The organism is Aliidongia dinghuensis (assembly GCF_014643535.1).
GTDB classification, from domain to species: Bacteria; Pseudomonadota; Alphaproteobacteria; order ATCC43930; family CGMCC-115725; genus Aliidongia; species Aliidongia dinghuensis.
In genome coordinates, this window is the sequence record NZ_BMJQ01000021.1 from 39,647 (window position 1) to 65,381 (window position 25,735).

Below are 25,735 nucleotides of genomic sequence, written 5' to 3' on the forward strand. Positions count from 1 at the left end.
GCCCGCTCACAAGGCTTCGCTGCGCGCCAGCACGGGCCGGAACTCCTCGGTAGCGCGGTGCAGCTCGGCGGCCGGATCGGCGCCCGACAGCATGTTGGTGAGCGCCACGCCCATGATGTCGCGGAACTCGGTCACCGGCACGATGACCGGCAGGGCCAAGCGGCTGATCGGCGCCGAGCCGGCGATCGCGTCGACCCAGGCCCCCGGCATCTTGACGCCCTGGCGGATCGCCGGGTCGTTCAGGACCGAGTTGCGGAACGGCACGCCGGCGCCGGCCTGCAGCAGGCGGGCGCCCATCTGCTTCGAGATCGCCCATTGGCAATAAAGATAGGCCGCTCCCTTGTTCTGGCTCGCCTCGGGTACACCGATGCCGTCGCCGAACGTGCCCGACGCCTGCACCTTGGGCCCGCGCGGCATGACGCCATAGCCGACCTTGCCGACGACGCGGGACTTGTCCGGATCCTCGAGCGGCGGGGCGAAGCCGATGCCGTCGAGCCACATGCCGATCTTGCCCTGCAGGAACGCCGACTGGCATTCCGCCCAGTTGAAGCCCGCCACACCCGGCGGCGCCGCTTTCGTCATGAGTCGCTGATAGAGCTTGGCCGCCTCGATCGCCTCCGGCGTGTCGGTCAAGAGCTTGCCGTCCGGGCCGACGCTGTCCGAGCCATAGCCGAGCAGGAAGCTGGTCCAGACCGGCGTGTTGGCGTTCTTCTGGCCGCGCGCGACGAAGCCGTAGGTATTGGTCTTGGGATCGGTCAGCGCCTCGGCGGCCGCGACCATCTCGTCGAAGGTCTTGGGATAGGCCAGACCCTTCTTCGCGAAGAGATCCTTGTTCCAGTAGATGATCCAATAGTCGACCGAGAACGGCAGGGACCGCATCGTCCCATGGGCATCCTTGGCGAAGGTGAGGCCGGCCTCCGCGAAGTCGCTCTCGACCAGCGACGGATCCGTCAGCGTCGAGTCCTTCATGAAGCCCGAGAGATCGGCCAGCCACTTGGCCTTCTCGAACTGGCGCTTCTGGACGTGGTAGCTCAAGTGCACCACGTCGAAGCTCGGCTTGCCCGAGGTCAGCTCAATGACCGCCTTCTGGCGCTGCTGCTGCTCCGGCACCTGCTCGGACGACACCTTGATGCCGGTGAGTTCCTCGAACTCCTTCTCGTACTGCTGCAGCGTGTCGCCGCGCGGGCTCTTGACGAGGTTGACCTCGATCTTGCTGCCGGCGAACTTCTTCCAGTTCACCTCGGCGAAGGCCGGCCGGATCCCGGCGAGCCCGAGCCCGCCCAGAGCCGCACTGCCGGCCAGGAAGCGGCGGCGCGTCGGCTGCCAAATGATCGATCCCGTCATAATGTCCATCCTCCCCTTGCGTCCGCGGGACGTCGAGCGCCCCGCGCTGATTTGTTCTTTCGAATAGGCGATACCGCGTTCCCCGACCCGGCTCAACTGGTCGAGCGCGCAGTCGCCGCCTGCGGTGCCAGGATCCACCCACCGGCCAGAAATGTGAACAGGAACGCGGCGATGATCGGGGCCAGCGCCAGCGTGTAGAGCCCCGCGACCGGGGTCTGGAACGCCGCCTCCGCCCAGGTCTTGACGTTGGGTGCCACGAAGCCGCCGAGATTGCCGATCGCGTTGATGACCGCGAGCCCGCCCGCCGCCGCCGTGCCGCCCAGATAGCCGGTCGGGAAGGTCCAGAAGATCGGTTGCGAGCAGATGATGCCCATGGTGACGAAGCAGAGCGCGATCACCGCCGGCAGCGGTGCCAGGTGGCCGGATGCGATCAAGCCGCAGGCGATGCAGAGCAGCAACGCGATGCCGAAAGTCCGGCGGAAGCCGGTGCCGACGGCGAGCGGCGGCAGGATCAACGCCGCCACGATCGCGCAGGCCCAGGGTACCGCCGAGACGAATCCCACCAGCACGCCGATATTGACGTGCAGCAGCCCGCTCACCTGCGTCGGCAGATAGAAGGCGACGCCGTAGCTGCTGATCTGGATCAGGAAATAGATCGTCGCGAACAGCATGAGCCGCGGATCGGTCAGCACGGCGCGAAAGCCGGTCTTGCCCTCGGCTGCCTTCACCGCATCCTCGGCCGCGAGTGTCCGGCTCAAGGCGTCGCGCTCCTCCGCTGTGAGCCAGCGGGCGTCCGCCGGGCGATCCGTCAGGTACCAATAGGCCCAGACGCCGACAGCGACCGCGAGCAGCCCTTCGATCAGGAACATCCATTGCCAGCCCATGAGGCCCGCCACGCCGTCGAGATCGAGCAAGGTGCCGGACAAGGGCCCGCCGAACATCAGGGCTAAGGGCGCCCCGAAATAGAACAGGCCCAGGATCCGCCCGCGCGACCGAGCGGGAAACCAATAGGTCATGTAGAGGATGGCGCCGGGGAAGAACCCGGCCTCGGCCAAGCCCAGGAACAGGCGCATGACCGAGAAGGACGTATCGCCGCGGGCCCAGATCATGGCCGCGGCGATGAGGCCCCAGGTCACCATGATGCGCGACATCCAGCGCCGGGCGCCGAACCGGTGCAGCATCAGGTTGCTCGGCACCTCGAACGCGGCATAGCCGATGAAGAACACGCCGGCGCCGAAGGCAAAGGCGGCATCACTGACGCCGGTCGCCGCCTGGAACGCCTGCTTGGCAAACCCGATGTTCGCCCGGTCGAGATAGGACAGCATGTACATGAGGATCAGGAACGGGAGCAGGCGGCGCATCGCCTTCGCCGTGGCGCGATCGAGCGCCGCCTCCCGGTCCTGCCCCCCGTCCCGCCACTGGGCCATGTTGGTCTCGGCCGTCATCCGTTTCCTCCCCGATCGTTTGCGTTCGTTGGTCCGGTCAAAGCCCCTGGGTCAGAGCACCTTGCCGGGATTGAGCAGGTTGCGCGGATCGAGCGCCGCTTTCACCGTGCGCATCAGTGCCAGTTCGATCGGCGAGCGCGTATAGCCGAGCCACCGCTTCTTGGTCGTGCCGATGCCGTGCTCGGCCGAGACGGTCCCGCCGAAGCGGCGGACACAGCCGTAGATCACCTCGTCGATCGTTTCCTTCGGCTGCGGCTCGACCCCGGGCTGGCAGGCGACGATATGCAGGTTGCCGTCGCCGATATGGCCGTAGAACAGCGCCACCACGCCCGGCAGCTGCGCCCGCAGCTCGGCACCGCAAGCCTCGACATAGCGGTTCATCTCGGCGATCGGCAGGCCGATGTCGAACGACTGGTGGCGCCCCAGCACCTGGTTGAACTCGGCGCAGGCATCGCGCACACCCCAGAACGCCTTGACGTCGGCCAGCGACTGGGCGACCGCGGCATCGGCGACGGTGCCGGCCTCCGCCAGTTGCTCGAGCCAGTCCTGGAAGCGCGGGCCGTCGACCGTCGCATCGGTGCCCTGGGCCTCGACCAGCACATAGACCGCATGGTCGCCGCCGATCGGGCTGCGCACATTCGGCACTTGGCGGGTCACGACCTCCCAATAGTCCGGCCACATGACCTCGAAGGCCGACAAGATCGGCCCGAGGCCGCGCCGGGCGGCCGCGAGCAGCTCCAGCACCTTGTCGTAGCTCGAGAGGCCGCAGAGCGCCGCCATCGTGCAGCCCGGCTGCGGGTGCAGCCTGAGCACGGCCCGCGTGATGATGCCGAGCGTACCCTCGCTGCCGACGAACAGCTGCTTCAAGTCATAGCCGGCATTGTTCTTCATCATCTTGTTGAGGCTCGAGACGAGCGTGCCGTCCGGCAGCACCGCCTCGAGCCCCAGCACCATTTCGCGCGCCATGCCGTAGCGGATGACCCGGTTGCCGCCGGCATTGGTCGAAAGATTGCCGCCGATGGTGCAAGAGCCGCGTGCGCCAAGATCGAGCGCACAGAAGAAGCCCGCCGCCTCGGCCGCGCGCTGCACGGTCTCGAGCGGCGTGCCCGCGCGCACCGTCATCGTGCCTGCGGCCGCGTCGATCTCCTCGACGCCGACGAACCGTTCGAGCGAGAGCGCCACGCTGGCGCCGTCGGCGCGCGCACCGCCGCAGAGGCCGGTCAGCCCACCCTGGGGGACGACCGCGATGTCATGGCTGACACAGATGCGCACCGCCGCGGCGACACCTTCCGGGCTGTCGGGCCGCAATACGGCGAGGGGGCGCGAGGCCGGCAACGGGCTCCAGTCCCGCTCGTTGCGCGCGGGGATATCGTCCCCGACGAGCACGGCGGCATCGCCCAGGGCGGACCGGAGCTCTTCGACAATACCGGCGAAATCCTCGGCCGTTTCCGGTTTCGGCAACATGACTGCGTTTCCTCAGAGCTTCGACGTGGCCGGCCTGCTTGACCGCAGGCTTCTCGAAAGGCTGGAATTTGCGGGCTGCCCGCCGCTTTAAAGATCGAGCGCGCGGTTGCGGGCGTGGTTGATGTGCTCGGCGAGGGCGGACGCCGCGACGGCGGGATCGCGCGTCTCGATCGCCTCGATGATCTTGAGATGCTCGCGCATGACCGGCACGACCAGGCCGTCGATGCGGATGCGCTCCTGGCGGATGAGCCGCATCTTGATCGCGTTCACCCGGTAGGCGTTGGTGATGATGCCGTTGCCCAGCGCATCGACGATGGTGTTGTGCAGGCCCCAGTCGGTCGCCTGGGCCTCGGCCTCGACCTCGGGCGTGCAGGCGACGAGCGCCTTGGCGAGCACGCTCTCGTGCGCCGCCCGCTGGGCCGCGATCGCCTCGTCCGTCGCGGTCTCGACGAACAGCATCACCGCTTCCTTCTCGATGAACAGGCGGAACTGGAAGGCGTCGCGGATCAGGTTGAGGTCGATATGGGCGATCTGCATGCCGCGCTGCGGGACGGTGCGGATCAGCCCTTCGGCCTCGATGCGCGGCACCAGCTCGCGGATGGCGCCCAAGGGCAGGCCCGTGAGCTCGACCAGCTCGCGCTGCGAGATGAACTGACCGGGCCGGACGTCGCGCGCCAGGAGGTGGCGCGTGAAGCTCTCGTACGCGCGTTCGCGCAGCTTGAGCGGTTCCGGCTCGGTCATCGCGGGCATCCCGTTCAGGCCGCCGCGGCGGCGAAAAGCGCGTCGTAGCGGGCCGCGAGCCGTACCGCTTCCTCGGCGCCGAGCGGCATCAGCGGCGGACGGACCGCGCGCCACGAGACATCCGCCGTGCGATGGGCGACCAGCGCCTTGACCGCCGGGATGACCGGGTGGGCCAGCACCGCCTCGACCAGCGCATTGATGCGCTGATCGTCGTGGCCCTCGAGCGCCAGCGGCCGCAAGCGGTCCGGGCAGATGTTGGCGAGGCCGGAGATGGCACCCTCGCCGCCGAGCCGCACGCCTTCGGCCAGATAGCGCTCGTCGCCGATCAGGATCGCGAGATCGCGGTGCGCCGCCAGCAGCCGCTGCGTATAGGCCCAGTCGCCCGAGGAATCCTTGACGCCGACGACGACCTCCGGGAACGCCGTGCGCAGCCGGCCGACGAGCTCGATCGTGAGCGGCACGGCCGTGACCGACGGGATGTTGTAGAGCAGCACGCCGCGCGCGGCGCCGCCCAGCCGCTCGAACAGCTGGGCAAACCAGGCGAACAGGCCGTCGTCGCCGACGCCCTTGAAATAGAACGGCGGGGGCAGCAGCACGGCCTTGCAGCCGACTGCCAGCACCTGCCGCATCTGCGCCGCGGCGTCGGCGATCGAGGCCGCGGCGACGGCACCGACGATCTGGTCGCCGGTGATGCCGCCCTCGGAGAGGGCCGCCAGCAACGCCGTCCGGTCGTCCAGGCCGATCGACGAGCCCTCGCCCGTGGTGCCGAACAGGGTAACGCTCGAGCAGCCGCCCATCAGGCACCAGCGCGCCTGGACGAAGGCGCGCGCCAGGTCGATCGACCCGTCGCTCGTGAACGGCGTGGTCATGGCCGCCGACAGGCCGAAGCGCGCACGTTGCTGGGTCACGGCCGTCAATCTCCATTCCACAAAACTGGACACGGGACAGTGAGTAGTCGCCGCGTTTCGACTAACATGTTAGCCAGAGCAGAAATCGTTGGCAAGCGATCGCGACAATGCTACCGATGCCGCGCGGACCCAACTGGCAGTAGGGGGGGCCGCCAGCAGGGAGGACGCGCCCATGATCTTCGCCGCCATGCAGGATGGAACGCGCCTCGGCCTCGGCGGGGCACCGCTCGGCAACCTGTTCCGCACGGTCGCCGAGGCCGAGGCCCAGGCACTCGTTGCCCATGCCTGGCGCGACGGCTGCCGGACCTTCGACACAGCACCCCATTACGGTAATGGCTTGAGCGAGCATCGCATGGGCACGGCCTTGCGGCCGGTGCCCCGCGATGAGCTGGTGCTGTCGAGTAAGGTCGGCCGCCTGCTGGAGCCGGACGCGACGGCGCCGGCCGAGCAGAATTCCTATGTGGCGGTGCTGCCGTTCCGCCAGCGCTGGGACTATTCGGCGGCCGGCGTCAGGCGCAGCGTCGAGGACAGCCTGCAGCGCCTGGGCCAAGCCCGGCTCGACGTCGCCTTCATCCATGATTGCGACGCGGTGACCCACGGCGCGGGCCACGCCCGCATCCGCGCCCAGGTGATCGGCGAAACGATCCCGGCGCTTGAGGATCTCAAGGCGACCGGCCTCGTCCGCCATATCGGGCTCGGCGTCAATGACGTCGAGATCTGCCTGGACGTGCTGCACGCGGCCCGGATCGATTGCCTGCTGCTCGCGGGGCGCTACAGCCTGATCGACCATTCGGCCTTGGCCGAACTGCTGCCGCTGGCGCACGCCCGCGGCACGCGCATCGCCCTCGGCGGCGTGTTCAATTCCGGCATCCTCGCGACCGGCGTGCGGAACACGAGCGCGCCCATCCGCTTCAATTATGACCGCGCCGGCCAGGAATGGATCGAGCGCGTCGCCGCGATCGAGGCGATCTGCGCCGAGGAGGCGGTGCCGCTCCGGGCGGCGGCCCTGCAATTCCCGCTCGCCCATCCGGCCGTCGAGATCCTGCTGGCCGGCGCCCAGACGATCGGCGAATGGGACGACACGCGCGCGATGCTGCGCCAGCCGATCCGCGCCGGCTTCTGGCGACGTCTCCAGACGGCGGGGCTGCTGCCACCCGAGGCGCCGGTACCGGAGGCGGCATCATGATCGACGCCCATTTCCACATCTGGCGCCCGGCGCGCGGCGACTATGGCTGGCTGACGCCGGCGCTCGGGGCGCTCCATCGCGACGTGGCGATCGCCGATTGGCGGCGCGAGGCAGCGCCGTGCGGCGTGACCGGCGGCATCCTGGTGCAGGCGGCGCCGACCGAGGCGGAGACCCGCTTCCTGCTGGACGCGGCCGCGGCCGAACCGGGTGCGCCGGTGCTGGCCTCGTGGGTGCTGGGCGTGGTCGGCTGGGTCGATCTCACGGCCGCCGACGCGCCGCACCGGGTCGCGGAAGCCGCGCGCGCCCCACGCCTCAAGGGCCTGCGCCCGATGCTGCAGGACATCGCCGATCCGGAATGGATCCTGGCATCGGCAGTAGCACCTGGGCTCGCGGCAATGGCGGCGCACGGGCTCACGTTCGACGCGCTGGTGCGGCCCGTCCACCTGCCGCGCATCCGGACGCTCGCGGCCCGGCATCCGGACTTGACCATCGTCATCGATCACGGCGCCAAGCCCGACATCGCCGGCGACGCGTTTGCGCCGTGGGCCGACGAGATCGAGCGCATCGCGCGCGACACGCAGGCCTTCTGCAAGCTGTCGGGCCTGCTGACCGAGGCCGGCTCGTCGCCGGAGCGGTTGCCGCGCTACATCGCCCATCTCGCCGCCTGCTTCGGGCCCGAGCGGCTCATCTGGGGCAGCGACTGGCCGGTGCTGGAACTGGCCGGCAACTACCGCGACTGGCATGCGCTGGCACTGAATTTGGTGCCCGCGGCCGACCGCGACGCCGTGTTCGGCGGCAACGCACGGCGCGCTTACCGACTGGACTGACCGCCCCGGCTCAGGCCTCGCCGAAGCCCATCAGCGCGAGGATCTCGCGCCGGAGCGCCTGCAGCGCTGGATCGTCGCGATGGCGCGGATAGGGCCGGTCGACCGACAGCACCGCCTTGATGCGCGCCGGCCGTTCGCTGAACACGACGACCCGGTTCGCCATCAGCAGCGCCTCCTCCACATCGTGCGTCACCATGACGGCGGTGAAGCCGGCACGCTGCCACAACCGCACCAGCTCACCCTGCATGGTGATGCGCGTCAGCGAGTCGAGCTGGCCCAGCGGCTCGTCGAGCAGCAAGAGCGCCGGATCGTTGACGAGCGCACGGGCGAGCGCCGCGCGCTGCGCCATGCCGCCCGACAGCTGGTGCGGCAGCGCGCCGTCGAACGCCCTGAGCCCGACGAGATCGAGCGCTTCGTCGACCCGGTCGCGCCGCGCCGGCAGCAGGCCGCGCGCCTCGAGCCCGAGTGCCACGTTCTGCCGGACCGTCCGCCAGGGATAGAGCGTCGGTGCCTGGAACACCAGGATACGCGACGGGTCGGGCCGGCCGATCGGCACGCCGTCGGCCAAGAGGCGCCCCGCGCTCGGCCGGTCGAGCCCGGCGATGAGCCTGAGCAAAGTCGACTTGCCGCAGCCGCTCGGCCCCAGCAGCGCGACGAACTCGCCGGCGGCGATCTCAAGATCGATTCCCTCGAGCACGGGCAGCGGCGCGCCGTGCAGGCGGAAGCCGTGGCTCACGTGCTCGATGTCGAGGCGGAGCGCTGCGAGCGCCGCAGGACGGTCGAGTGCTTCGGCCGCTACCATCGGAGCAATCCCTTCTGCCAGGCGAGCGCCCGGTCGCGGACGCGGAACAGCAACGTGACGAGCCCGGAGCACATGAGCGCCATCACCAGGAGGGCCGCGTACATGTTGGCGTAGGCCGCCCAGCCCTGGGCCCATTGCAGATACCAGCCGAGGCCCGACTTGACGCCCAGCATCTCGGCCACGACCAGCACCGAGAAGGAGGCACCCAAGCCCATGAACAGGCCGACGAAGACATGGGGCAGCGCCGCCGGGATGGCGACGCGCAGCACGAGGAAGCGCTCGCCGGCGCCGAGCGTGCGCGCGATGTCGTAATAGGCGCTGTTGACGCCGGCGATACCGGACCAGGTCAGGACCGTGACCGGAAAGGCGGTCGCGAGCGCGATCAGGAAAGTGCTGGCGCTCCAGCTCGTCGGGAAGACGAAGAAGGCAAGCGGCAGCCAGGCGGTCGCCGGCAGCGGCCCGACCAGGCGCAGCACCGGATGGACCCAATAGCCGACGACACGCGACCAGCCGATGGCGACGCCGGTGACGAAACCCGCCACGGCGCCGATCAGATAGCCGCTGGTGAGCAGGATCAGCGAATGGACGACACTGTCGCCGAGCCGCGGCCAATCGTCGAGATAGACCTCGAGGAACGCCTGCGGCGGCGCGAAGAACGGCCGCGGCAACAGCTCGAGCTTGGCGGTTGCGATCTCCCAGAGTGCGAAGACGATAGCAAGCACGCTGAGCCAAGCCGCCGCCCGCCGCGGCCCGCCGCGGCCCGCCCCAGCGCGGCCCGACAAGGGCGGCAATGATCGAGAGGAGTCCGAGGCCCGCCTCGAGCCCGGCGAGCCCGTCGGTGTAGGCCCAGTCGTCGGCGTTCGGCCAGAACCGGACGATCGCCGCCGCCGCGAACCAGAGCGCACCTACGACAAGGCCGCCCGGCCAAAGGCTCCATCCCCGCCGCGCCGCGCCCAAGGCGAGGCCGGCATCTGCGTGATCAAGTGAAGACATCGGCATAGACCTTGTCGGCGAATTTGGTGGCATCCGTGCTTTGCTTGATCACGTCGACCAGCTTCAGCTCATCGGCATAGAGCGCGATCTCCTGCCGGAAATCGGCGCCGACCGGATGATGGTGGTGCGTGTGGCTGCGCAGCATGGCAGCGAGGTCGGCGACCGATGCCTTGGAATATTTCGCGAAGATCGCCGCCGCCTCATCGGGATTGTTCGCGACCCATTCGCCGGATTCGAGCAGCGCTTCGTTCAAAGCCTTGGCCGCCGCCCGATCCTGGCGCAGCAGGCTGCCGCGCACGCCGACGACGCAGCACACCCGGTGCTGGAAGTCACCCGAGAGGTTGGTCGCAACCTCGACCAGGTCGAAGTTGCTCTTGAGCAGCCAGGTGTTGGGATCGCCATCGGCCAGCGCCTGCGCCTCGCCCTTCTGCACCGCGAGACCCAAGAGGTCGGCCGGATACTGCCGCCATTCGACGTCGCGCGTCGGGTCGAGCCCCTGCTGCTTCAGCACGATCGAAAAGAAATTCTTGGCCGGGCTCGCCTGGTCCGACACGGCGACCACCTTGCCCTTGAGGTCGCGCACCGCGGCGACGCCCGAGCTCTTCGAGGTCAGGAGCCGGATGCAGCCACCATGAATGCCGCTCGTCAGCTTGACGTCGAAGCCCTGTTCCAGCGGCTTCAGCCACCGGAGCGCCATGCCGACGCCGGCATCCGCCTTGCCGGTTGCGATCGCTTCCAGGAGCTGGTCGGTCGAGCCCGCGAAATTGACGAGTTCCACCTGCAGGCCGTGGCGGGCGAAGATGCCGCGCTCGTCGGCCGCCGGCACGGCGACGGTGCAGATCGCCGTCGCGTTCCAGGTGAGCTTCAACTGTTTCAGCGGGCCGCTCGCATCGGCCACCTGCTCGATGCCGGTGCAAATCGGTGAGTGCGCGAGCGGGTCTGGATCGGCGAAGACGCGCCCCGCCATAAGCCCAAACGGCGCCACGACCCCCGCGGCCCCCGCCGTCTGCAGCAGGCGGCGCCGCGACACTGGGCCCGACCGCCTCTCTACGTCTGGAAAATTCACCATCATCCGCTCCCCCAAGAGGATCACCTCTCTACGGTTGGAGAGGAAATCGATTGAGTCAATATGATGGATGAAATGGTGCTATATTGGATATTTCAGCCAGAACGTGAGGCGCTGCCTCGTGATTCGCCGTTGGCCGCACCACCTCCATGATACACATATCTCGTATGCGCAAAATATATAATTGACAATTAAAATATGTGTTTTAGGCTAATTCAACAGCGCCGATTTGACAAATCCAGATTGCGGGCGCTCAACAAATGCAGCTAAAGCGGGGCCATCCCGCCCCGACGTTCGTTTCAGGAGTGCGGTCGATGAGCAGAGCAATTCCCCGTCCTTTCGACACCCCGCGCGACCGTTGCTGTCGCTGTTTCCGGGTGACCTCGCGCGCCTGATCTTCGGCGCCCTCTCCTCGATTGTTCCGATCGGCCGCCCTCAGCGCGGCGCGGTGCCGGTCATGCGGAGTTCCCAATGCGTCTTTTCCGTCTCGCCGCCGTCCTGGTCGGCCTCGCCGCCAGCGCCTTGCAGGCCCCGGCCCATGCCGCCGACCCGGTGAAGCTGCGCATCGGCGTGCAGAAATACGGCACGCTCGTCATCCTGGCGCAACAGCACACGCTCGAGGAGCGCTTGAAGCCGCTCGGCGTCACGGTCGAATGGAGCGAGTTCCCCGGCGGGCCGCAGCTCCTCGAAGCGCTCTCGGCCGGCGCCATCGATTTCGGCACGACCGGCGACGCACCGCCGATCTTCGCCCAGGCGGCGCGCAACGCGCTCGTCTATGTCGCGGTCGAGCCGCCGGCGCCGACCGGCGAGGCGATCCTGGTGCCCAAGGACTCGCCGATCCACACGCTCGCCGACCTCAAGGGCAAGAAAGTGGCGCTCAACAAGGGCTCGAACGTGCATTTCCTGCTGGTCCAGGCGCTCGCCAAGGCAGGCCTGACGCCGAAGGACATCTCGCCCGTCTATCTGGCGCCGGCTGACGCTCGCGCCGCGTTCGAGCGCGGCAATGTCGACGCCTGGGTGATCTGGGACCCGTTCCTGGCCGCGGCCCAGGCGGCGACCGAGGCGCGGGTGCTGGCCGACGGCACGGGCCTCGCGACCAACCGGCAATTCTACCTGGCCTCGCGCCAGCTCACCCAAACCCGGCCCGACCTCATCCAGGCGATCACCCAGGAGATCGTCAAGACCGATGCCTGGGCCCAGGACCATCAGCACGACGTGGCCGAGCTCTTGAGCCCCAAGACCGGCCTGCCGGTCCCGGTCCTGGAAAAATCACTCGCCCGCCTCGGCTATGGCGTGACGCCGATCGACGAGCCGGTGCTGCAGTCCCAGCAGCAGATCGCCGACACGTTTTTCCAGCTGGGCCTGATCCCAAAGCCGATCGCCGTGCATGACGCGGCGTGGAACGCCCGGTCCTGACGGAGCCTATTGCCATGTCGCTCAATCTCTTCTGGTTCCTGCCGACCCACGGCGACGGCCGCTACCTGGGCACGTCCGAAGGCGCCCGGCCGGTCACGCTCGACTATCTGAAACAGATCGCCCAGGCGGCCGACTCGCTGGGATATGGCGGCGCCCTGCTGCCGACCGGCCGGTCGTGCGAGGACTCCTGGGTCGTGGCCTCGGCGCTGGTGCCGCTCACCGAGCGCCTCAAGTTCCTGGTCGCGGTCCGCCCCGGCCTGCAGACGCCATCGGTCGCGGCCCGCATGGCCGCGACGCTCGATCGGCTGTCGGGCGGGCGGCTCCTGATCAATGTCGTGACCGGCGGCGACCCGGTCGAGCTCGAAGGCGACGGCCTGTTCCTCGGCCACGAGGAGCGCTATCGCCTGACCGACGAGTTCCTCACCATCTGGCGGCGGCTGCTCGCCGGGGAGACGGTCGATTTCGTCGGCCGGCACCTGAAGGCGCGCGGTGCCAAGCTGTTCTTCCCGCCCATCCAGACGCCGCACCCGCCGCTCTATTTCGGCGGCTCGTCGCCGGCCGGCCAGGAGGTCGCGGCAACCCACGTCGACTATTACTTGACCTGGGGCGAGCGGCCGGAAGACGTCGCCGCCAAGATCGCCGAGGTCAAGGCCCTGGCCGCCGCGGCCGGCCGGTCGCTCAAGTTCGGCATCCGCCTCCATGTCATCGTGCGCGAGACGGAGGATGCGGCCTGGCAGGCGGCGAACGATCTCATCCGGCACGTCGACGATGCCAAGATAGCCGAGGCGCAGAAGACCTTCGCGCGCTTCGATTCCGTGGGTCAGCAGCGCATGGCGGCGCTGCACGGCGGTAGCACCGCACGCGACCGGCGCACGCTCGAGGTGAGCCCCAATCTCTGGGCCGGCGTCGGCCTCGTGCGCGGCGGCGCCGGCACGGCGCTGGTCGGTGATCCCGAGACCGTGGCGGCCCGCATCCAGGAATATGCGGCGCTCGGCATCGACACCTTCATCCTGTCGGGCTACCCGCACCTGGAGGAGGCCTATCGCGTGGCCGAGCTGCTGTTCCCGCTGCTGCCGGTCGCGGGCACCGCGAGGCCCGGCGCCGATCCGGCCTTGGGCGGGCCGTTCGGCGAGCTGATCGCGAACGAGGTCGTCCCGCCGCGGAAGGCCGTACGATGAGCCGGCCCGCCACGACCCGGACCTTGCGGGCACTCGTCCCTTGGCTGCTGCCGGCCGTCCTGATTGTCGTCTGGCAGGCGGCGTCGACCGGTGGCCTGATCGCGACGCGCGTGCTGCCGGCGCCGTTCGACGTCATCGCCGCCGCCTGGAAGCTCGCCGGCACCGGCGAGCTCTGGCAGGACATCCTGGTCAGCAGCGGCCGCGCCGGCGCCGGCTTCGTCGTCGGCGGCGCCATCGGCTTCGCGCTCGGCATCCTGAACGGTGCGTCGGCCGGGGCGGCGCGGCTGCTCGACAGCTCGCTGCAGATGCTGCGCAACATCCCGCACCTGGCGTTGATCCCACTCGTCATCCTGTGGTTCGGCATCGACGAGACGGCGAAGCTGTTCCTGGTGGCCCTCGGCGTGTTCTTCCCGATCTATCTCAACACCTATCACGGTGTGCGGACCGTCGATCCGCAGTTGATCGAGATGGCCCGCGTCTATGGGCTCAGCCGCCGCCGCGTGTTCTTCGAGGTGATCCTGCCCGGCGCCCTGCCGTCGATCCTGGTGGGATTGCGCTACGGGCTCGGCATCACCTGGCTGACCTTGATCGTGGCCGAGACGATCTCGGCCTCGTCCGGCATCGGCTACCTCACCATGAACGCGCGCGAGTTCCTCGAGACCGACGTCGTCGTGCTCGGCATCCTGATCTATGCCGCGCTGGGCAAGCTCGCGGATTGGGGCGCCCGCCTGCTCGAACGGCGCTGGCTCGCCTGGCACCCGACCTTCCAAGCGGAGTTCGTCCGATGAACGCGATCCTCGACTGGCTGCCGCCGGACCTCGCGCAATATCCCGCCGCCGCCCCGCGCGAGACGGTGGACAGCGAGCGCGGCCGGCGCCCCCGCGCGCCGGGCGTCGCGGTCGACGTCACCCATGTCGCGAAACGGTTCGGCGAGACCCAAGTGCTGCGCGACATCGACCTCGCCGTGCGGCCAGGCGAATTCGTTGCCATCCTCGGCCATTCCGGCTGCGGCAAGAGCACGCTCCTTCGGCTCATTGCCGGCCTGGACCGGCCGAGCGACGGCGTGGTCTCGGTTGACAGCCGCCGGCTTGACGGCGCCGCCCGCACGACCGACACGGGCGACACGCGCATCCTCTTCCAGGAGGCTCGGCTGCTGCCGTGGCGCCGGGTGCTCGACAATGCGGCGATCGGCGGCACGGGCGAGGCCTGGCGCACCAAGGCGCGCGCGACGCTCGACCGGGTCGGGCTCGCTGACAAGGCCGACCGTTGGCCGGCGACGCTCTCGGGCGGCCAGCGCCAGCGCGTGGCCCTCGCCCGCGCGCTCGTCTCCGAGCCTCGCCTGCTGCTGCTGGACGAGCCCCTGGGCGCGCTCGACGCGCTCACCCGGCTCGAGATGCAGGTGCTGATCGAGGAAGTGTGGCAGGCCCAGGGTTTCACCGCGATCCTGGTGACGCACGACGTCGCCGAGGCCGTGCGCCTGGCCGACCGGATCGTCGTGCTGGATCAGGGCCGGATCGTCGAGACCTATGCTGTCGAACAGCCGCGGCCCAGGCCGCTCGGCGACGCCGAGCTCGGCCGGATCGAGCAGCGCATCCTCGATCGGCTCATGCGCCGCAAAGCATCATGAGTTCCCCGCCCCGCCCCTGTGCCCCCCGCAATAACCGAGGAGTGCGGCCGATGATGACCCGTCGTTGTTGACGCTGCGGATCTTGCCGCGCGCCTGAGCCCGTCTCCGGCGCCTTCCTTCTCCGTCATTCGAGGATCCCGCGCATGAGCCTCACCATGCGCCGACCCATCCGGCTGTCGATCGCGCCGGGCGGGACGGACAAGCTGCGCCCGCAATTCGCCGAGCGCGAGCGCCACCTAGGAGCGGCCGACGCGCTCGCCGAGGCCTTCGCCGCCGAGGCCGCGAAGCACGACCGTACCGGCCGCCTGCCGCGCAGCCATTTCGATCGGCTGCACGAGGCCGGGTTCCTGAACCTGACCGTGCCGGCCGAGCTGGGCGGCGGCGGTGTGGGGCTCGGCGAAGTCGTCGGCATTATCGGCCGGATCGCGCGCGGCGACGCTTCGACCGCCCTCGTCCTCGCCATGCATCTGCTGCACGTGGCGTCGATCTTCCGCAAGCCGACCTGGCCCCGGCATCTGGCCGAGCGGATCGCCTGGGAGATCCTCGACGGCCCGGCGCTCATCAACGCGCTCCGCGTCGAGCCGGAGCTGGGCTCGCCCGCGCGCGGCGGCCTGCCGGCGACGGTGGCGCGGCGGACCGAGCGCGGCTGGCGGCTCGACGGGCACAAGATCTATTCGACCGGCAGCACGCATCTCGCCTGGGCGCTCGTCTGGGCCCGCACCGCCGAGGCCGAGCCGCGCACCGGGCTCTTCCTGGTGCCGATGAACGCGGCCGGCATCCGCATCGAGGAGACGTGGAACCACCTTGGCATGCGGGCGACGGCGAGCCACGACGTGCTGTTCGAGAACGTGCTGCTGCCGGCCGACCACGCCGTCGACATCCGCGCGCCCGCGGACTGGGCCGGCCCTGACCCGGTACAGACGGCCTGGAACACGCTCACCATCACAGCCCTCTATGACGGCGTCGCCCGGGCGGCGCGCGACTGGTTCGTGGGCTACGCGCGGGATCGGCGCCCGGCCAACCTCGGCGCCCCGCTCGCGACCCTCGAGCGCTTTCAGGAAGCGGTGGGCGAAATCGACGGCTGGCTCGCGGTCAACCGGCGCCTGATCACGGGTGCCGCCGCGGAAGTCGATGCCGAGCCGGCGTCGCTCGCCGCGGCCGAGGCCGGCCTCATCAAGCGCACCGTCACGGACAACGCGATCAAGGCGGTCGAGCGCGCGCTGGAGCTCACCGGCAACCGCGGGCTCGACCGCACCAGCCCGCTCGAACGCCACTACCGCGACGTGCTCTGTAGCCGCATCCACACGCCGCAGAACGACAGCATCCTCGTCGCCGCAGGCCGCGCCGCCTTCGGCCTCTGAAACGCCATTGGAAGGAATCATTATGAGCGTCGAATTCATCGGCATGATCGCGACCCGCAAGGCGTCGGAGATCCATCCGGCCGAAGGCCCGATCATCGACCGCGACTATGTCCGCCGCTTTGCAGAAGCCCATGAGCAGGCCGGCTTCGACCGCATCCTGGTCGCTCATCATTCGACCGGGCCGGACGCGTTCCTCGTTGTCTCCTATGCCGCGACGGTGACCGATCGCCTCGGCTTCATGCTGGCGCACCGGCCGGGCTTCGTCGAGCCGACGCTGGCCGCGCGCAAGCTCGCGACCCTGGATCAGTTCACCGGCGGCCGGCTCGCCGTGCACATCATCTCGGGCGGCGACGATGCCGAGCAGCGGCGCGACGGCGATTTCCTTGGCCATGACGAGCGCTACGCCCGCACCGACGAATATGTCGACATCCTGCGCCGGATCTGGACCAGCGACCGGCAGTTCGACCACAACGGCGCTTACTATCGCTTCCAAGGCGGCTTCTCCGAGGTGAAGCCGGTGCAGAGGCCGCACATCCCGATCTATTTCGGCGGCGCCTCGGCCCCGGCGATCGACGTCGCCGGCCGCCATGCCGACATCTATGCGCTCTGGGGCGAGACCCACGAGCAGGTGCGCGAGCAGGTGGCGCGCGTGCGGGCGAGTGCGGCCCGCCACGGCCGGCAGATCCGCTTCAGCGTGTCGTTCCGCCCGATCCTCGCTGATACGGAGGAGGCCGCCTGGGCGCGCGCCGCGGATATCCTGGAGCGGACCCGCGCGCTCCGTACGGCGCAGGGTGCCGGCCCCGGAGACCCGAAGCAGAGCGAGGGCGCCCGCCGGCTCCTGGACGCCGCGGCGCAAGGCGACCGGGTCGACAAGCGGCTGTGGACCGCGATCGCGCGCGAGACCGGCGCCCGCTCGAACTCGACGGCACTGGTCGGCACGCCCGAGCAGGTCGCGGACGCGCTGCTCGACTATTGGGACCTGGGCGTCACTACCTTCCTCATCCGCGGCTTCGACCCGCTGGAGGATGCGATCGACTACGGCCGGGCGCTGATCCCGCACACACGCGAACTGGTCGAGCGGCGCCTGGCCCAGCGCCCGGCGAAGGCAGGGTGACGCCATGAGCCAGCAACCGCAGCGCCGTTTCGCGCTCGAAGACCCGCCGATCCGCCCCTCGATCGCGGCGGAGCGGCGCCACCGCCAGGAGCGGCTCGCCGGCGCGTTCCGGCTGTTCACCCGCTATGGCTTCGACCAGGGGCTCGCCGGCCATATCACGGCGCGCGATCCCGGCCTGCCCGATCATTTCTGGGTCAATCCGCTGGGCCTGCATTTCAGCCGCATCCGCGTGTCCGACCTGCTGCTGGTCAACGATCAAGGCGACATCGTCGAGGGCGACCGGCCGGTCAACCGCGCCGCCTTCGCGATCCACTCGGCAATCCACAAGGCACGGCCCGACGTGGTCGCGGCCGCCCACGCGCACTCGCTCTACGGCAAGGCCTGGTCGAGCCTCGGCCGGCCGCTCGCCCCCATCACCCAGGACGCCTGCGCCTTCTACGGCGACCAGGGCCTGTTCGACGACTTTACCGGCGTCGTCTACGACACGAGCGAGGGCGACCGCATCGCGGCGGCCCTCGGGACCCACAAGCTCGTCATCCTGCGCAACCACGGCCTGCTGACGGCGGGACCCAGCGTCGAGGCGGCGGCCTGGTGGTTCATCGCTGCCGACAATGCCGCCCACGCGCAGCTGCTGGCCGAGGCCGCGGGCACGCCGCGCGCGCTCGACCATGAGATCGCGACCGTGACAGCGGCGCAGGTCGGCCAGCTGCGCTCGGCCCATTACGCCTTCGAGGCGCTGTGGCAAGGCCTCGTCGCCGACGAGCCCGACCTCTTGGAGTAGCCGCCCATGCGCCCTCTCCTGCTCGGCTTGGTCCTCCTGGGCCTCGCGACCGTCGCCCGCGCGGAGGTGACACTCGAGCTTGCCGACCAGAAGGGCGGCGAGCATGCGCTGCTGGACGCGGCCGGCGAGCTCAAGGACCTGCCCTACCGGATCGACTGGCACGAATTTCCGGCGGCCGCCCCTCTGGCCGAGGCGCTCAACGCCGGCGCCGTCGACAGCGGCCCGATCGGCGACGCGCCGCTCGTCTTCGCGCTCGCCGCCGGCGCCCGGATCCGGGCGATCGGCGTCAACCGCTCGGACCCGACCGGCACGGCGATCGTGGCACTGCCCTCCAGTTCGCTGGCCACCAGTCCGCTCGCCGGCGCCGCGAGCCTCAAGGGCCGGCGCATCGCGACGGGGCGCGGCTCGATCGGCCATTACCTCGTGCTGGCGGCGCTGAAGAGCGCCCACCTCTCGCCCGCCGACGTGACGCTGCTGTTCCTCAGCCCGAGCGACGCCAAGACCGCGCTTGCGACCGGGTCGGTCGACGCCTGGTCGACCTGGGAGCCCTATACCTCGGTCGAGGAGCTGACCGACCATGCGAAGCTCGTCGTCGACGGCCGCGGCCTGTCTTCAGGCCTGAGCTACCAGGCGGCGACGGTCGCCGCGATCCGCGACAAGCACGCAGCGCTCGATGACCTGTTGCACCGATTGGATCGCGCGCAGCGCTGGTCGCTCGCTCACGAGGACGAGTACGCGCGGCAATTGGCAGCGCTCACCGGCGTGCCGGAGGAGGCGGCGCGCCGTTCGCTCGTCCGCCGCCAGCAGACCTGGATCCCGATCGACGATGCCGTCGTCGCGGCGCAGCAGCAGGTCGCCGACACTTATGCCGAGGCCGGCATTATCCATGCCCGCCTGGACGTCGCGCCGACCTTCGACCGCAGCTTCACCGCGCCGGTGAAGCAGACCGCGTCACCTTGAGCCCGAGGAGATCCCGCCCATGAAACATGTCGTCTCCCTCATCCTGCTCGGCGCACTCGTGGCGCTGCTCGCCGCGACCGGCCTCGCCCGGGCTGAGGACATCTCGCTCCGGGTCGGCGATCAGAAGGCGGGCTTGAAAGCACTGCTCGAAGTATCCGGCCTCGCCAAGGACCTGCCCTACAAGGTGCAATGGTCCGAGTTCCCGGCCGCGGCACCGATCCTGGAGGCGCTCAACACGGGGGCACTGGACGTCGGCTATACGGGCGACCTTGCGTTCCTCACGGTCTATTCGGCAGGCGCCCCCATCCGGGCGATCGGCGGCACGCGCTCGGCCGCCCGGTCCCAGGCGATCCTGGTGCCGAAGGACTCGCCCGCCCGCACGATCGCCGACCTCAAGGGCAAGCGGCTCGCCGGCAACAAGGGCGGCTGGGGCCAGTTCCTGATCCTGGCCGTGCTGGAGCAGGCGGGCATTCCCGCCGACCAGGTGAAATGGAGCTATCTCGGCCCGATCGACGCGCGGGCGGCGCTCCTCTCCGGCGCGGTCGACGGCTGGGCGATCTGGGAACCCTATGTCTCGACCGCCATCATGCAAGACGGCGCCCGCGTCATTGCCGACGGCACGGGGCTCACGCCGACCATCACCTTCCTGGTCGCGAACCAGCAGGCGATCGCGAGCCGCCGCGCGGCGCTCGCCGATTTCCGCCGCCGGCTCTATGCCGCCTGGGCCTGGGGGCTCGAGCATATCCCCGAGTATGCCGCCTATAATGCCGGCCTCACCGGCCTGTCGGCGCCGATCGTGGCACGCGCTTACGAAGATGATCACCGCACCCCGCTCGCGATCGACGATGCCGTGATCGCCGAGGTGCAGCAGGCGGCCGACCGCTCGACCCGCTACGGCATTCTGCTGCGGCGGGTCGATGTCGCCGCCGCGATCGACCGCAGCTTCGACACGCCGGCCCTCTCGCAATAGCACCGCCCAAGCCCAAGGAAGCTTCATGCCTGATTCAATTGACCGGCCTTGTCTTGTCTCGCCGGCACAGTATCGCGCAGCGATGGGCCTGGTCCCGGCCGCCGTGACGATCATCACCGCCCGCCATGGCGCGCTCCGCAACGGCCTGACCGCGACGGCCGTCACTTCCGTCAGCGCCGAGCCGCCGCAGTTGCTCATCTGCGTCAATCGGCAGGCGAGTGCCGAGCCGCTGATCGACGGCGCCGGGCGCTTCGCCGTCAATATCCTGACGCCGGCGCACGAGGACGCCGCCCGCCGCTTCGCGCAATCGAAGCTCTCCGCCGAGGAGCGTTTCGCCGGCGGCTGGATCGACTTGCCGTCCGGCGTCCCAGCCCTCGCCGACGCGCTCGCCGTGTTCGACTGCCGGGTCGTCCAGCAGAGCCGGCTCGGCACCCACTCGCTGTTCATCGGCGAGGTGCTGGAGATCGCGACCGGCGCGGGCGAGCCGCTGCTCTACCACGCCGGCCGCTATCGCACGCTCGCTTAAGCCTCAAGCGCCAGCACCGCAAAGCTCGCGAGCCAGTGCTCGCCCATGTAGTCGCCGGCGAGATGCGGCAGGCCGGCGGCCAGATGGATCTCGGCCGCCTCCTCCGCCACCGGCCGGCGCTCGTCGCCCGCCGGCAGCGCCGCCGCAAGCGAGCGCCAGCACCAGGCACGGCTCAGGTTCAGGCCATCGAGATGGGCGGTCTTGCCATCGGTCCGGTCGGAGACGGTCGCTGGTTGGAACAGGGTGCGGGGCTCGCCCGTGGCGATGCGCGGCAGGAAGCGGTCGAACCAAGGCAGGAATTCCTCGGCCGGCAGCAGGCGCCGCATGCATTCGGCCTCGATCAGGGCGGAGGACTGGAAGTCGTCGCCGCTGGGTTCGCCCCAGGCCGGGCAGTCGGCATCCTCGCCATACCAGCGGCGACCGGTCGCGAGGAGCAGCGCCGCGAGCTCGGCATCGGCCGTCGCCGCGGCATAGTCAGCCGCCATGCGCAGGCCGAAGGCCGTGTTGAAATGCGTGCCGACGCGCACCGGGAACGTCGCGAGCGGCAGGAAATCCCGGAAGCGCTGGGCAAAGATGCGGGCGAGCGGCGCCAATTCCACGGCCCAGCGCGGGTCCTCGTGGCCCACGAGTTCCGCCGCGAGCTTCAAGAGCCAGGCCCAGCCATAGGGTCGCTTGAAGCCGCGCGCGGTCGGTGCCGCGAGATAGGCGCACTCGACCGCGATCTTCTCCACCACGAACTGCCGGTCGAACAGCGCGCGGATTTCGGCAGCCGGCGCGAAGTCGGGAAAGCGGCGCAAGAGGTGGGCCAGCATCCAATAACTGTGGACGCAGGAATGCCAGTCGTAGCTGCCGTAGAACACCGGGTGCAGTTCGCTCGGCGTCCGCGCGTCGGCCGGCCCGGCCAGCACGTGGTCCGGCTTGTTCGGATATTCGCGGGTCACGTGCCCGAGGGCGATCCGCGCGAATTCCGCCGCCAGGTCTTGGGTCAGGGTCCGTCGCATCGTGGTCCTTCCTGTCATGGGTATAGAAACTACGCCGCCGCGGTCGAGCGGATCGCGGCCGCCAGCGTCCGGAGCGCGCCGCGCGCCTGGCGATCGAAAACGCCCGAATAGAGCACGATGTCGCGCGCGGGCAGCGGCGGCAGACCCAGCCGCGGCCCGAGATCAATCGTGCCGGGCGGCGCCACCCGGCGGCCGAGGGCGGCGACCGCGAGCCCGGCCGAAACCGCAGCCCCGATCGTAGAGATGCCGCCGCCGACGAACGCCTCGGTCCAGGCGATGCCCGCGTCGTCGAGGGCGGAGATCGCCATGGTGCGCACGCTGCACGGCTCCGCCTGGGTCGCGAGCCGCAGCGGCTCGCCCGGCCGATGCTCGAAATCGGGCGCCGCCATCCAGCCGAAAGGCTCCTCGATGACCATTTCGCCGTCCTGCCGCCGGTTGTCGTGACGCAGGACCACCGCGGCATCGAGCGCGCCGCGCTCGAACGCGTCGAGCACGTCGCGGGAGGTCGAGACGCGCATCTCCATGACCAGGCCCGGCTCCTGGCCGCTCACCCGGCGCAGCAGCATCGGCAGCTCGGCCCCGACGATGTGATGGCTGATGCCGACCACGAGCCGGCGCCGTTCGAGCGTGAAGGCCGCGATCGCATCCCGATGGGCCGCGACGAGCGCCCGCGCCGGCTCGAGAAAGGCGCCGCCCTCGGCCGAGAGCCGGACGAGCCGCGGCGTCCGCTCGATCAGCCGGCGTCCGAGCCCCTGCTCCAGGCGCTTGATCTTGAGGCTGACCGCGGACTGGGTCGTGTCCATCGCCTCGGCTGCGCGGGTGAAGCTCTTGAGATCGGCCACCAGCACGAAGGCCTGCACCGCTTCGACATCGAGCGTTTTCATGGCTCATTCATTTCATAACTCAATCATTGAAATATTGAGCCATATGATTTTCCCATGATCAAGGCTCAGCTAAGGTTTTCGCATCCTTTCGACGATCCGGAGCCGAGCCATGACACTGGTCTCACCGACCCTCGACGCCCCTGCCGACGGCCTCGCGGCGCGGATGGGTCGCATTGCCGCCTCACCCGCCTCAATCCTGCGCCGCCGGGCGCGCGAGCTTCGGGCGGAAGGCCGCGACGTCATCGAACTGTCCGCAGGCGATCTCGATTTCCCGACGCCCGACCATGTCGTCGCCGCTGCTCATCGCGCGGCCCTCGCGCAGGAGACCGGCTATACCGACACCGACGGCACGCCGGCGCTCAAGGACGCCGTCCGTGCCGCCTTCGCCCGGCAGAACGGCCTCAGCTACGGTCCGGACGAGATCATCGTCTCGACCGGCTCGACCCAGGTGCTGTTCAGCGCGTTTGCCGCGACGCTCGAGCCGGGCGACGAGGTGATCGTGCCGCAGCCGTGCTGGGCACCTTACCTGAACCAGGTGCGGCTTGCGGGTGGCGTGCCCGTGCCGGTCGCCTGCCCGCCGGACAACGGCTTCAAGCTGCGGCCGGCCGACCTCAACCGCGCGATCACCGACCGGACCCGCTGGGTCGTGCTGAACAATCCGGTCAATCCAACGGGTGCAGTCTATGACGCAGCCGACCTGTCGGCGCTGGCCCGCGTGCTCCTGGATTTTCCCGGCATCCGGGTCCTGGCCGACGGGCTCTACGAGCATATCGTGTTCGACGGCCAGCGCGCGCCGACCATGGCCGAGGTCGAGCAGCAGCTCAAGCCTCGCACCCTCACCGTCTCGGGTGTCGCCAAGGCCTATGGGATGGAGGGCTGGCGCATCGGCTATGCCGGCGGCCCGGCGCCGCTCGTGCGCGCCATGGCCAAGGTCCAGTCGCTCACGACCGGCTGCCCCTCGTCGATCAGCCAGGCGGCGGCCGTTGCCGCGCTCACCGGGCCGCAGACGCTGCTGGCCGAACGCGCGGCCGAGCTGCAGCGCCGGCGCGACCGTTTCGCCGCCCTGCTGGACGGCTGCGCCGGGCTCGCCTGCCCGCTGCCGGAAGGCACCTTCTATCTCATCGTCTCATGCGCCGGCGTCATCGGCCGGCGCACCGTCGCGGGCAAGCCGATCGAGACCGGCCGCGACTTCGCCGCCCATCTGCTCGAGACTGCCGGTGTCGCGGTGCTGGCGGGCGAGGATTGCGGGCTTTCAAATCATGTTCGCGTGAGCTTCGGCCAGCCGATGGCGACGCTCGAGGAGGCCGCCCGCCGCATCGCACGCGCTTGCGCCGAGCTGCGCTAGATGCCCGCCCATCAACAAAGGCCCGACAAACGAAGACCCGACAAACGAAGACCGGCCCAGATGCTGATGGCGCATCTGGCCGGCCTCGTCATCGGTGGGGCGGCGATCGTCGGCCTCGCCGTCCCAATTACCCTGCTGTTCCGGCTCTGCCGCCGAGCCCTGCTTTGACGTCAGTGGAAATGCAGCGGCACGACCACGTTGAGCGCCGCCGGCGGCGGGGCGACATAGACCGGCGCCGGGGCCACCACGACCGGCGGCGGCGGAGCGACGTAGACCGGGGCCGGGGCGTAGTAGACCCGCGGACCGTCATCATCGTCGTCATGGTGCTTGTACCAGCCGCGATGCCAGCCGTGGTCATGATGTTCGTGCCAGCCTTGATCGTCGTCGTCCGCATGGGCGGCGACCGGCGCGCTCAGCGCGATGGCGGCGAGTGCCGCCAGGGACAGAGCGAAGCGCAGGCCGCCGCGTGGCACCGTAAGAAAGGTCATCTTCATCATCCGTTCGTTCTGGGGTGCCGGTCTGTTTCGCCGGCGTTACTTGGTCGGGTTCACCTGGCCCGCCTTACTTCGTAAGGGCGCCGATCGCGGCACCGCCGGCGCCGCCGATGAGCCCGCCGGTCAACAGGCTGCCGCCCGTGATCGCGCTGACGGCAACGCCGCCCGCCGCGCCGATCGCACCGCCGCTGAGCGCGCGCTGCTGCTGATGGCTCAGGTGATCGCAGCCCGCGAGCAGAGTCATGCTGAGCAAAACAATGCAAAGCGATTTGATCGCCATTTCTTCCTCGCACTCGGTCCGCCGCCGCCTCGCCGGGGATGGGGGCGCTAGCGTCCTCTCACCGTGAGAACGCGGGTCCGGGCGGACATATGCCCGGAACCGGCCGTGGCATTTTTGGTACTGGAGCACCGCACTCCTCTGGACGGCATCCGTTTGGGCCGGCCCGCCGGTTGCGCTAGGCTGGCGGGCCATGATTCGGCGGCGGTGATTCGGGAGAACGCCTCATGCTGGCAAAGATGATCGTCCGGTCGCTTCTGGGCGCCGTGCTGCTCGGCCTGGTGCTGTTCCTGCCCGCCGGCACGCTCGCCTGGCCCGAGGCCTGGCTGTTCATCGCGCTCTTCATCGGCCTCGGCGGCGCGACCGGCGTCTGGCTCTGGAAGACCGATCCGGACTTGCTGGCCGAACGCCTGAAGTCGCCGGTCGATGCCAGCCAGCGGCCGCGCGACCGGGTCTTGATGGCCACGATCCTGCTGCTCTTCTGGAGCTGGTTCATCTTCATGGCGCTCGATGCACGGCGATTCGGCTGGTCGACGGCGCCGGTCTGGGCCGAGGCGCTGGGCGCTGTGCTGATCGTCGTCGCCTTCGCGGGCTGGGCCCAGGTCCTGCGCGCAAACCATTTCGCGGCGGTCACCGTGCGGGTGCAGGCGGAACGGCACCAGACCGTCATCACGACCGGCCCTTATGCGGTCGTGCGCCATCCGATGTACGCCTACGCGCTCCTGTTCATGGCCGGCACGCCGCTCATGCTGGGCTCGCTCTGGGGCCTCGCCGGCCTCGCCCTGTTCATCCCGCTGCTGGCCGCCCGCGCGCTCGGCGAGGAAGCCATCCTCATCGACGGGCTCTCAGGCTATCGCGCCTATGCCGGCAAGGTCCGCTTCCGCTTGCTTCCCGGCCTGTGGTGAGGCCGGCGCACCGATCGCCTTCTCGCCCCCTCCGCGCGACGAAACCGCACATGGCCCTCGAGGCCGTTGACTTGGGACGGGCCGAGGTTTCTCATGGCCGCCGTCGTTCATAATAACGTC

26 protein-coding genes are annotated in these 25,735 nt (G+C 69.6%); 14 read left to right on the forward strand and 12 right to left on the reverse strand.

From position 1 onward, the window contains the following. Window positions 1-6 precede the first annotated feature (6 nt). The 5 genes from IEY58_RS29440 to IEY58_RS29460 form a co-directional block, all read right to left on the reverse strand. Window positions 7-1,344, reverse strand: a complete 1,338-nt coding sequence (locus tag IEY58_RS29440; RefSeq protein ID WP_189051750.1) for an ABC transporter substrate-binding protein — start codon at window positions 1,342-1,344, stop codon at window positions 7-9. 92 nt (window positions 1,345-1,436) lie between these two features. Further along, the gene (locus tag IEY58_RS29445; RefSeq protein ID WP_229744044.1) at window positions 1,437-2,789 is read right to left on the reverse strand and encodes an MFS transporter; all 1,353 of its coding nucleotides are present in this window, start codon (window positions 2,787-2,789) and stop codon (window positions 1,437-1,439) included. Between the two features lie 51 nt (window positions 2,790-2,840). Then, window positions 2,841-4,253 (reverse strand): FAD-binding oxidoreductase, encoded by a 1,413-nt coding sequence (locus IEY58_RS29450; protein WP_189051751.1) that lies wholly within the window; start codon window positions 4,251-4,253, stop codon window positions 2,841-2,843. Between the two features lie 87 nt (window positions 4,254-4,340). Next, window positions 4,341-4,994, reverse strand: a complete 654-nt coding sequence (locus IEY58_RS29455; protein ID WP_189051752.1) for a GntR family transcriptional regulator — start codon at window positions 4,992-4,994, stop codon at window positions 4,341-4,343. A 14-nt stretch (window positions 4,995-5,008) separates the two neighbouring features. After that, a complete protein-coding gene (locus IEY58_RS29460) occupies window positions 5,009-5,902 on the reverse strand; it encodes a dihydrodipicolinate synthase family protein (RefSeq protein WP_229744045.1) in 894 nt (297 codons plus the stop codon). A 172-nt stretch (window positions 5,903-6,074) separates the two neighbouring features. Between IEY58_RS29460 and IEY58_RS29465 the strand changes: the two genes are divergently transcribed. Next, window positions 6,075-7,088, forward strand: a complete 1,014-nt coding sequence (locus IEY58_RS29465; RefSeq protein WP_189051753.1) for an aldo/keto reductase — start codon at window positions 6,075-6,077, stop codon at window positions 7,086-7,088. Further along, window positions 7,085-7,915 (forward strand): amidohydrolase family protein, encoded by an 831-nt coding sequence (locus IEY58_RS29470; RefSeq protein WP_229744046.1) that lies wholly within the window; start codon window positions 7,085-7,087, stop codon window positions 7,913-7,915. Before IEY58_RS29465 ends, IEY58_RS29470 begins: the two co-directional genes overlap by 4 nt. A 10-nt stretch (window positions 7,916-7,925) precedes the next feature. Here the strand turns inward: IEY58_RS29470 and IEY58_RS29475 are convergent, their stop codons facing one another. The 3 genes from IEY58_RS29475 to IEY58_RS29485 form a co-directional block, all read right to left on the reverse strand. Next, the gene (locus tag IEY58_RS29475) at window positions 7,926-8,717 is read right to left on the reverse strand and encodes an ABC transporter ATP-binding protein (RefSeq protein WP_189051754.1); all 792 of its coding nucleotides are present in this window, start codon (window positions 8,715-8,717) and stop codon (window positions 7,926-7,928) included. Beyond that, a complete protein-coding gene (locus IEY58_RS29480) occupies window positions 8,711-9,439 on the reverse strand; it encodes an ABC transporter permease (RefSeq protein ID WP_308422459.1) in 729 nt (242 codons plus the stop codon). The genes IEY58_RS29475 and IEY58_RS29480 overlap by 7 nt, the downstream gene beginning before the upstream one ends. Before the next feature lie 257 nt (window positions 9,440-9,696). After that, window positions 9,697-10,740 carry an ABC transporter substrate-binding protein gene (locus IEY58_RS29485; RefSeq protein ID WP_229744047.1) on the reverse strand — a complete coding sequence of 348 codons (1,044 nt, stop codon included), beginning with the start codon at window positions 10,738-10,740 and terminating at the stop codon, window positions 9,697-9,699. A gap of 507 nt (window positions 10,741-11,247) precedes the next feature. Between IEY58_RS29485 and IEY58_RS29490 the strand changes: the two genes are divergently transcribed. The 10 genes from IEY58_RS29490 (at window position 11,248) to IEY58_RS29535 (ending at window position 20,709) form a co-directional block, all read left to right on the forward strand. After that, entirely contained in the window at window positions 11,248-12,192 is a 945-nt protein-coding gene (locus tag IEY58_RS29490; protein ID WP_189051756.1) for a sulfonate ABC transporter substrate-binding protein, read from the forward strand. A gap of 14 nt (window positions 12,193-12,206) precedes the next feature. Then, window positions 12,207-13,370 carry an FMNH2-dependent alkanesulfonate monooxygenase gene (gene ssuD, locus IEY58_RS29495; protein ID WP_189051757.1) on the forward strand — a complete coding sequence of 388 codons (1,164 nt, stop codon included), beginning with the start codon at window positions 12,207-12,209 and terminating at the stop codon, window positions 13,368-13,370. Further along, complete coding sequence (gene ssuC, locus IEY58_RS29500; RefSeq protein WP_189051758.1) at window positions 13,367-14,158, forward strand: aliphatic sulfonate ABC transporter permease SsuC; 792 nt, start codon at window positions 13,367-13,369, stop codon at window positions 14,156-14,158. Before ssuD ends, ssuC begins: the two co-directional genes overlap by 4 nt. Beyond that, window positions 14,155-14,997, forward strand: coding sequence for an ABC transporter ATP-binding protein (locus tag IEY58_RS29505; protein ID WP_189051759.1), 843 nt, complete (start codon window positions 14,155-14,157; stop codon window positions 14,995-14,997). Before ssuC ends, IEY58_RS29505 begins: the two co-directional genes overlap by 4 nt. A 143-nt stretch (window positions 14,998-15,140) precedes the next feature. Beyond that, a complete protein-coding gene (locus IEY58_RS29510; protein ID WP_229744048.1) occupies window positions 15,141-16,358 on the forward strand; it encodes an acyl-CoA dehydrogenase family protein in 1,218 nt (405 codons plus the stop codon). Window positions 16,359-16,380: 22 nt separating this feature from the next. Next, entirely contained in the window at window positions 16,381-17,472 is a 1,092-nt protein-coding gene (locus IEY58_RS29515; protein WP_189051760.1) for an LLM class flavin-dependent oxidoreductase, read from the forward strand. Between the two features lie 4 nt (window positions 17,473-17,476). Beyond that, a complete protein-coding gene (locus IEY58_RS29520; RefSeq protein ID WP_189051761.1) occupies window positions 17,477-18,253 on the forward strand; it encodes a class II aldolase/adducin family protein in 777 nt (258 codons plus the stop codon). A 6-nt stretch (window positions 18,254-18,259) separates the two neighbouring features. Next, window positions 18,260-19,213 carry an ABC transporter substrate-binding protein gene (locus IEY58_RS29525; RefSeq protein ID WP_189051762.1) on the forward strand — a complete coding sequence of 318 codons (954 nt, stop codon included), beginning with the start codon at window positions 18,260-18,262 and terminating at the stop codon, window positions 19,211-19,213. A gap of 19 nt (window positions 19,214-19,232) precedes the next feature. Further along, complete coding sequence (locus tag IEY58_RS29530) at window positions 19,233-20,183, forward strand: ABC transporter substrate-binding protein (protein WP_189051763.1); 951 nt, start codon at window positions 19,233-19,235, stop codon at window positions 20,181-20,183. Window positions 20,184-20,208: 25 nt separating this feature from the next. Next, window positions 20,209-20,709: a flavin reductase family protein gene (locus tag IEY58_RS29535; RefSeq protein ID WP_189051764.1), complete on the forward strand. Its 501-nt coding sequence runs from the start codon at window positions 20,209-20,211 to the stop codon at window positions 20,707-20,709. Here the strand turns inward: IEY58_RS29535 and IEY58_RS29540 are convergent. Both IEY58_RS29540 and IEY58_RS29545 read right to left on the reverse strand, forming a co-directional pair. After that, window positions 20,706-21,710, reverse strand: a complete 1,005-nt coding sequence (locus tag IEY58_RS29540; protein WP_189051765.1) for a DUF2891 domain-containing protein — start codon at window positions 21,708-21,710, stop codon at window positions 20,706-20,708. The two genes, IEY58_RS29535 and IEY58_RS29540, sit on opposite strands and share 4 nt — an antisense overlap. A gap of 29 nt (window positions 21,711-21,739) precedes the next feature. Next, on the reverse strand, window positions 21,740-22,594 hold the full coding sequence (locus IEY58_RS29545; protein WP_189051766.1) for a LysR family transcriptional regulator: 855 nt from the start codon (window positions 22,592-22,594) through the stop codon (window positions 21,740-21,742). Window positions 22,595-22,703: 109 nt separating this feature from the next. Here IEY58_RS29545 and IEY58_RS29550 point away from each other — a divergent pair, with 109 nt between their 5' ends. Further along, the gene (locus tag IEY58_RS29550; RefSeq protein ID WP_229744049.1) at window positions 22,704-23,939 is read left to right on the forward strand and encodes a pyridoxal phosphate-dependent aminotransferase; all 1,236 of its coding nucleotides are present in this window, start codon (window positions 22,704-22,706) and stop codon (window positions 23,937-23,939) included. Window positions 23,940-24,109: 170 nt separating this feature from the next. Here IEY58_RS29550 and IEY58_RS29555 read toward each other — a convergent pair whose 3' ends face one another. Together IEY58_RS29555 and IEY58_RS29560 are read right to left on the reverse strand one after the other, a co-directional pair. Continuing rightward, complete coding sequence (locus tag IEY58_RS29555; protein ID WP_229744050.1) at window positions 24,110-24,427, reverse strand: hypothetical protein; 318 nt, start codon at window positions 24,425-24,427, stop codon at window positions 24,110-24,112. Window positions 24,428-24,500: 73 nt separating this feature from the next. Beyond that, window positions 24,501-24,677 carry a hypothetical protein gene (locus IEY58_RS29560; protein ID WP_229744051.1) on the reverse strand — a complete coding sequence of 59 codons (177 nt, stop codon included), beginning with the start codon at window positions 24,675-24,677 and terminating at the stop codon, window positions 24,501-24,503. A gap of 260 nt (window positions 24,678-24,937) precedes the next feature. On the opposite strand from IEY58_RS29560, the gene IEY58_RS29565 reads away from it, so the two are divergent. Continuing rightward, a complete protein-coding gene (locus tag IEY58_RS29565; protein WP_189051768.1) occupies window positions 24,938-25,615 on the forward strand; it encodes a methyltransferase family protein in 678 nt (225 codons plus the stop codon). The last annotated feature ends 120 nt before the right edge of the window (window positions 25,616-25,735 follow it).

Bases quoted from the DNA above. Each gene is read 5' to 3' on its own strand.
- IEY58_RS29465 (WP_189051753.1), top strand. From the start codon at position 6,075: ATGATCTTCGCCGCCATGCAGGATGGAACGCGCCTCGGCCTCGGCGGG.
- IEY58_RS29455 (WP_189051752.1), bottom strand. From the start codon at position 4,994: ATGACCGAGCCGGAACCGCTCAAGCTGCGCGAACGCGCGTACGAGAGC.
- IEY58_RS29470 (WP_229744046.1), top strand. From the start codon at position 7,085: ATGATCGACGCCCATTTCCACATCTGGCGCCCGGCGCGCGGCGACTAT.
- IEY58_RS29505 (WP_189051759.1), top strand. From the start codon at position 14,155: ATGAACGCGATCCTCGACTGGCTGCCGCCGGACCTCGCGCAATATCCC.
- IEY58_RS29525 (WP_189051762.1), top strand. From the start codon at position 18,260: ATGCGCCCTCTCCTGCTCGGCTTGGTCCTCCTGGGCCTCGCGACCGTC.
- ssuD (WP_189051757.1), top strand. From the start codon at position 12,207: ATGTCGCTCAATCTCTTCTGGTTCCTGCCGACCCACGGCGACGGCCGC.
- IEY58_RS29540 (WP_189051765.1), bottom strand. From the start codon at position 21,710: ATGCGACGGACCCTGACCCAAGACCTGGCGGCGGAATTCGCGCGGATC.
- IEY58_RS29545 (WP_189051766.1), bottom strand. From the start codon at position 22,594: ATGAAAACGCTCGATGTCGAAGCGGTGCAGGCCTTCGTGCTGGTGGCC.
- IEY58_RS29515 (WP_189051760.1), top strand. From the start codon at position 16,381: ATGAGCGTCGAATTCATCGGCATGATCGCGACCCGCAAGGCGTCGGAG.
- IEY58_RS29550 (WP_229744049.1), top strand. From the start codon at position 22,704: ATGACACTGGTCTCACCGACCCTCGACGCCCCTGCCGACGGCCTCGCG.
- IEY58_RS29520 (WP_189051761.1), top strand. From the start codon at position 17,477: ATGAGCCAGCAACCGCAGCGCCGTTTCGCGCTCGAAGACCCGCCGATC.
- IEY58_RS29475 (WP_189051754.1), bottom strand. From the start codon at position 8,717: ATGGTAGCGGCCGAAGCACTCGACCGTCCTGCGGCGCTCGCAGCGCTC.
- IEY58_RS29445 (WP_229744044.1), bottom strand. From the start codon at position 2,789: ATGACGGCCGAGACCAACATGGCCCAGTGGCGGGACGGGGGGCAGGAC.
- IEY58_RS29510 (WP_229744048.1), top strand. From the start codon at position 15,141: ATGAGCCTCACCATGCGCCGACCCATCCGGCTGTCGATCGCGCCGGGC.
- IEY58_RS29530 (WP_189051763.1), top strand. From the start codon at position 19,233: ATGAAACATGTCGTCTCCCTCATCCTGCTCGGCGCACTCGTGGCGCTG.
- IEY58_RS29535 (WP_189051764.1), top strand. From the start codon at position 20,209: ATGCCTGATTCAATTGACCGGCCTTGTCTTGTCTCGCCGGCACAGTAT.
- IEY58_RS29440 (WP_189051750.1), bottom strand. From the start codon at position 1,344: ATGACGGGATCGATCATTTGGCAGCCGACGCGCCGCCGCTTCCTGGCC.
- IEY58_RS29560 (WP_229744051.1), bottom strand. From the start codon at position 24,677: ATGACTCTGCTCGCGGGCTGCGATCACCTGAGCCATCAGCAGCAGCGC.
- IEY58_RS29565 (WP_189051768.1), top strand. From the start codon at position 24,938: ATGCTGGCAAAGATGATCGTCCGGTCGCTTCTGGGCGCCGTGCTGCTC.
- IEY58_RS29450 (WP_189051751.1), bottom strand. From the start codon at position 4,253: ATGTTGCCGAAACCGGAAACGGCCGAGGATTTCGCCGGTATTGTCGAA.
- IEY58_RS29490 (WP_189051756.1), top strand. From the start codon at position 11,248: ATGCGTCTTTTCCGTCTCGCCGCCGTCCTGGTCGGCCTCGCCGCCAGC.
- IEY58_RS29555 (WP_229744050.1), bottom strand. From the start codon at position 24,427: ATGACCTTTCTTACGGTGCCACGCGGCGGCCTGCGCTTCGCTCTGTCC.
- ssuC (WP_189051758.1), top strand. From the start codon at position 13,367: ATGAGCCGGCCCGCCACGACCCGGACCTTGCGGGCACTCGTCCCTTGG.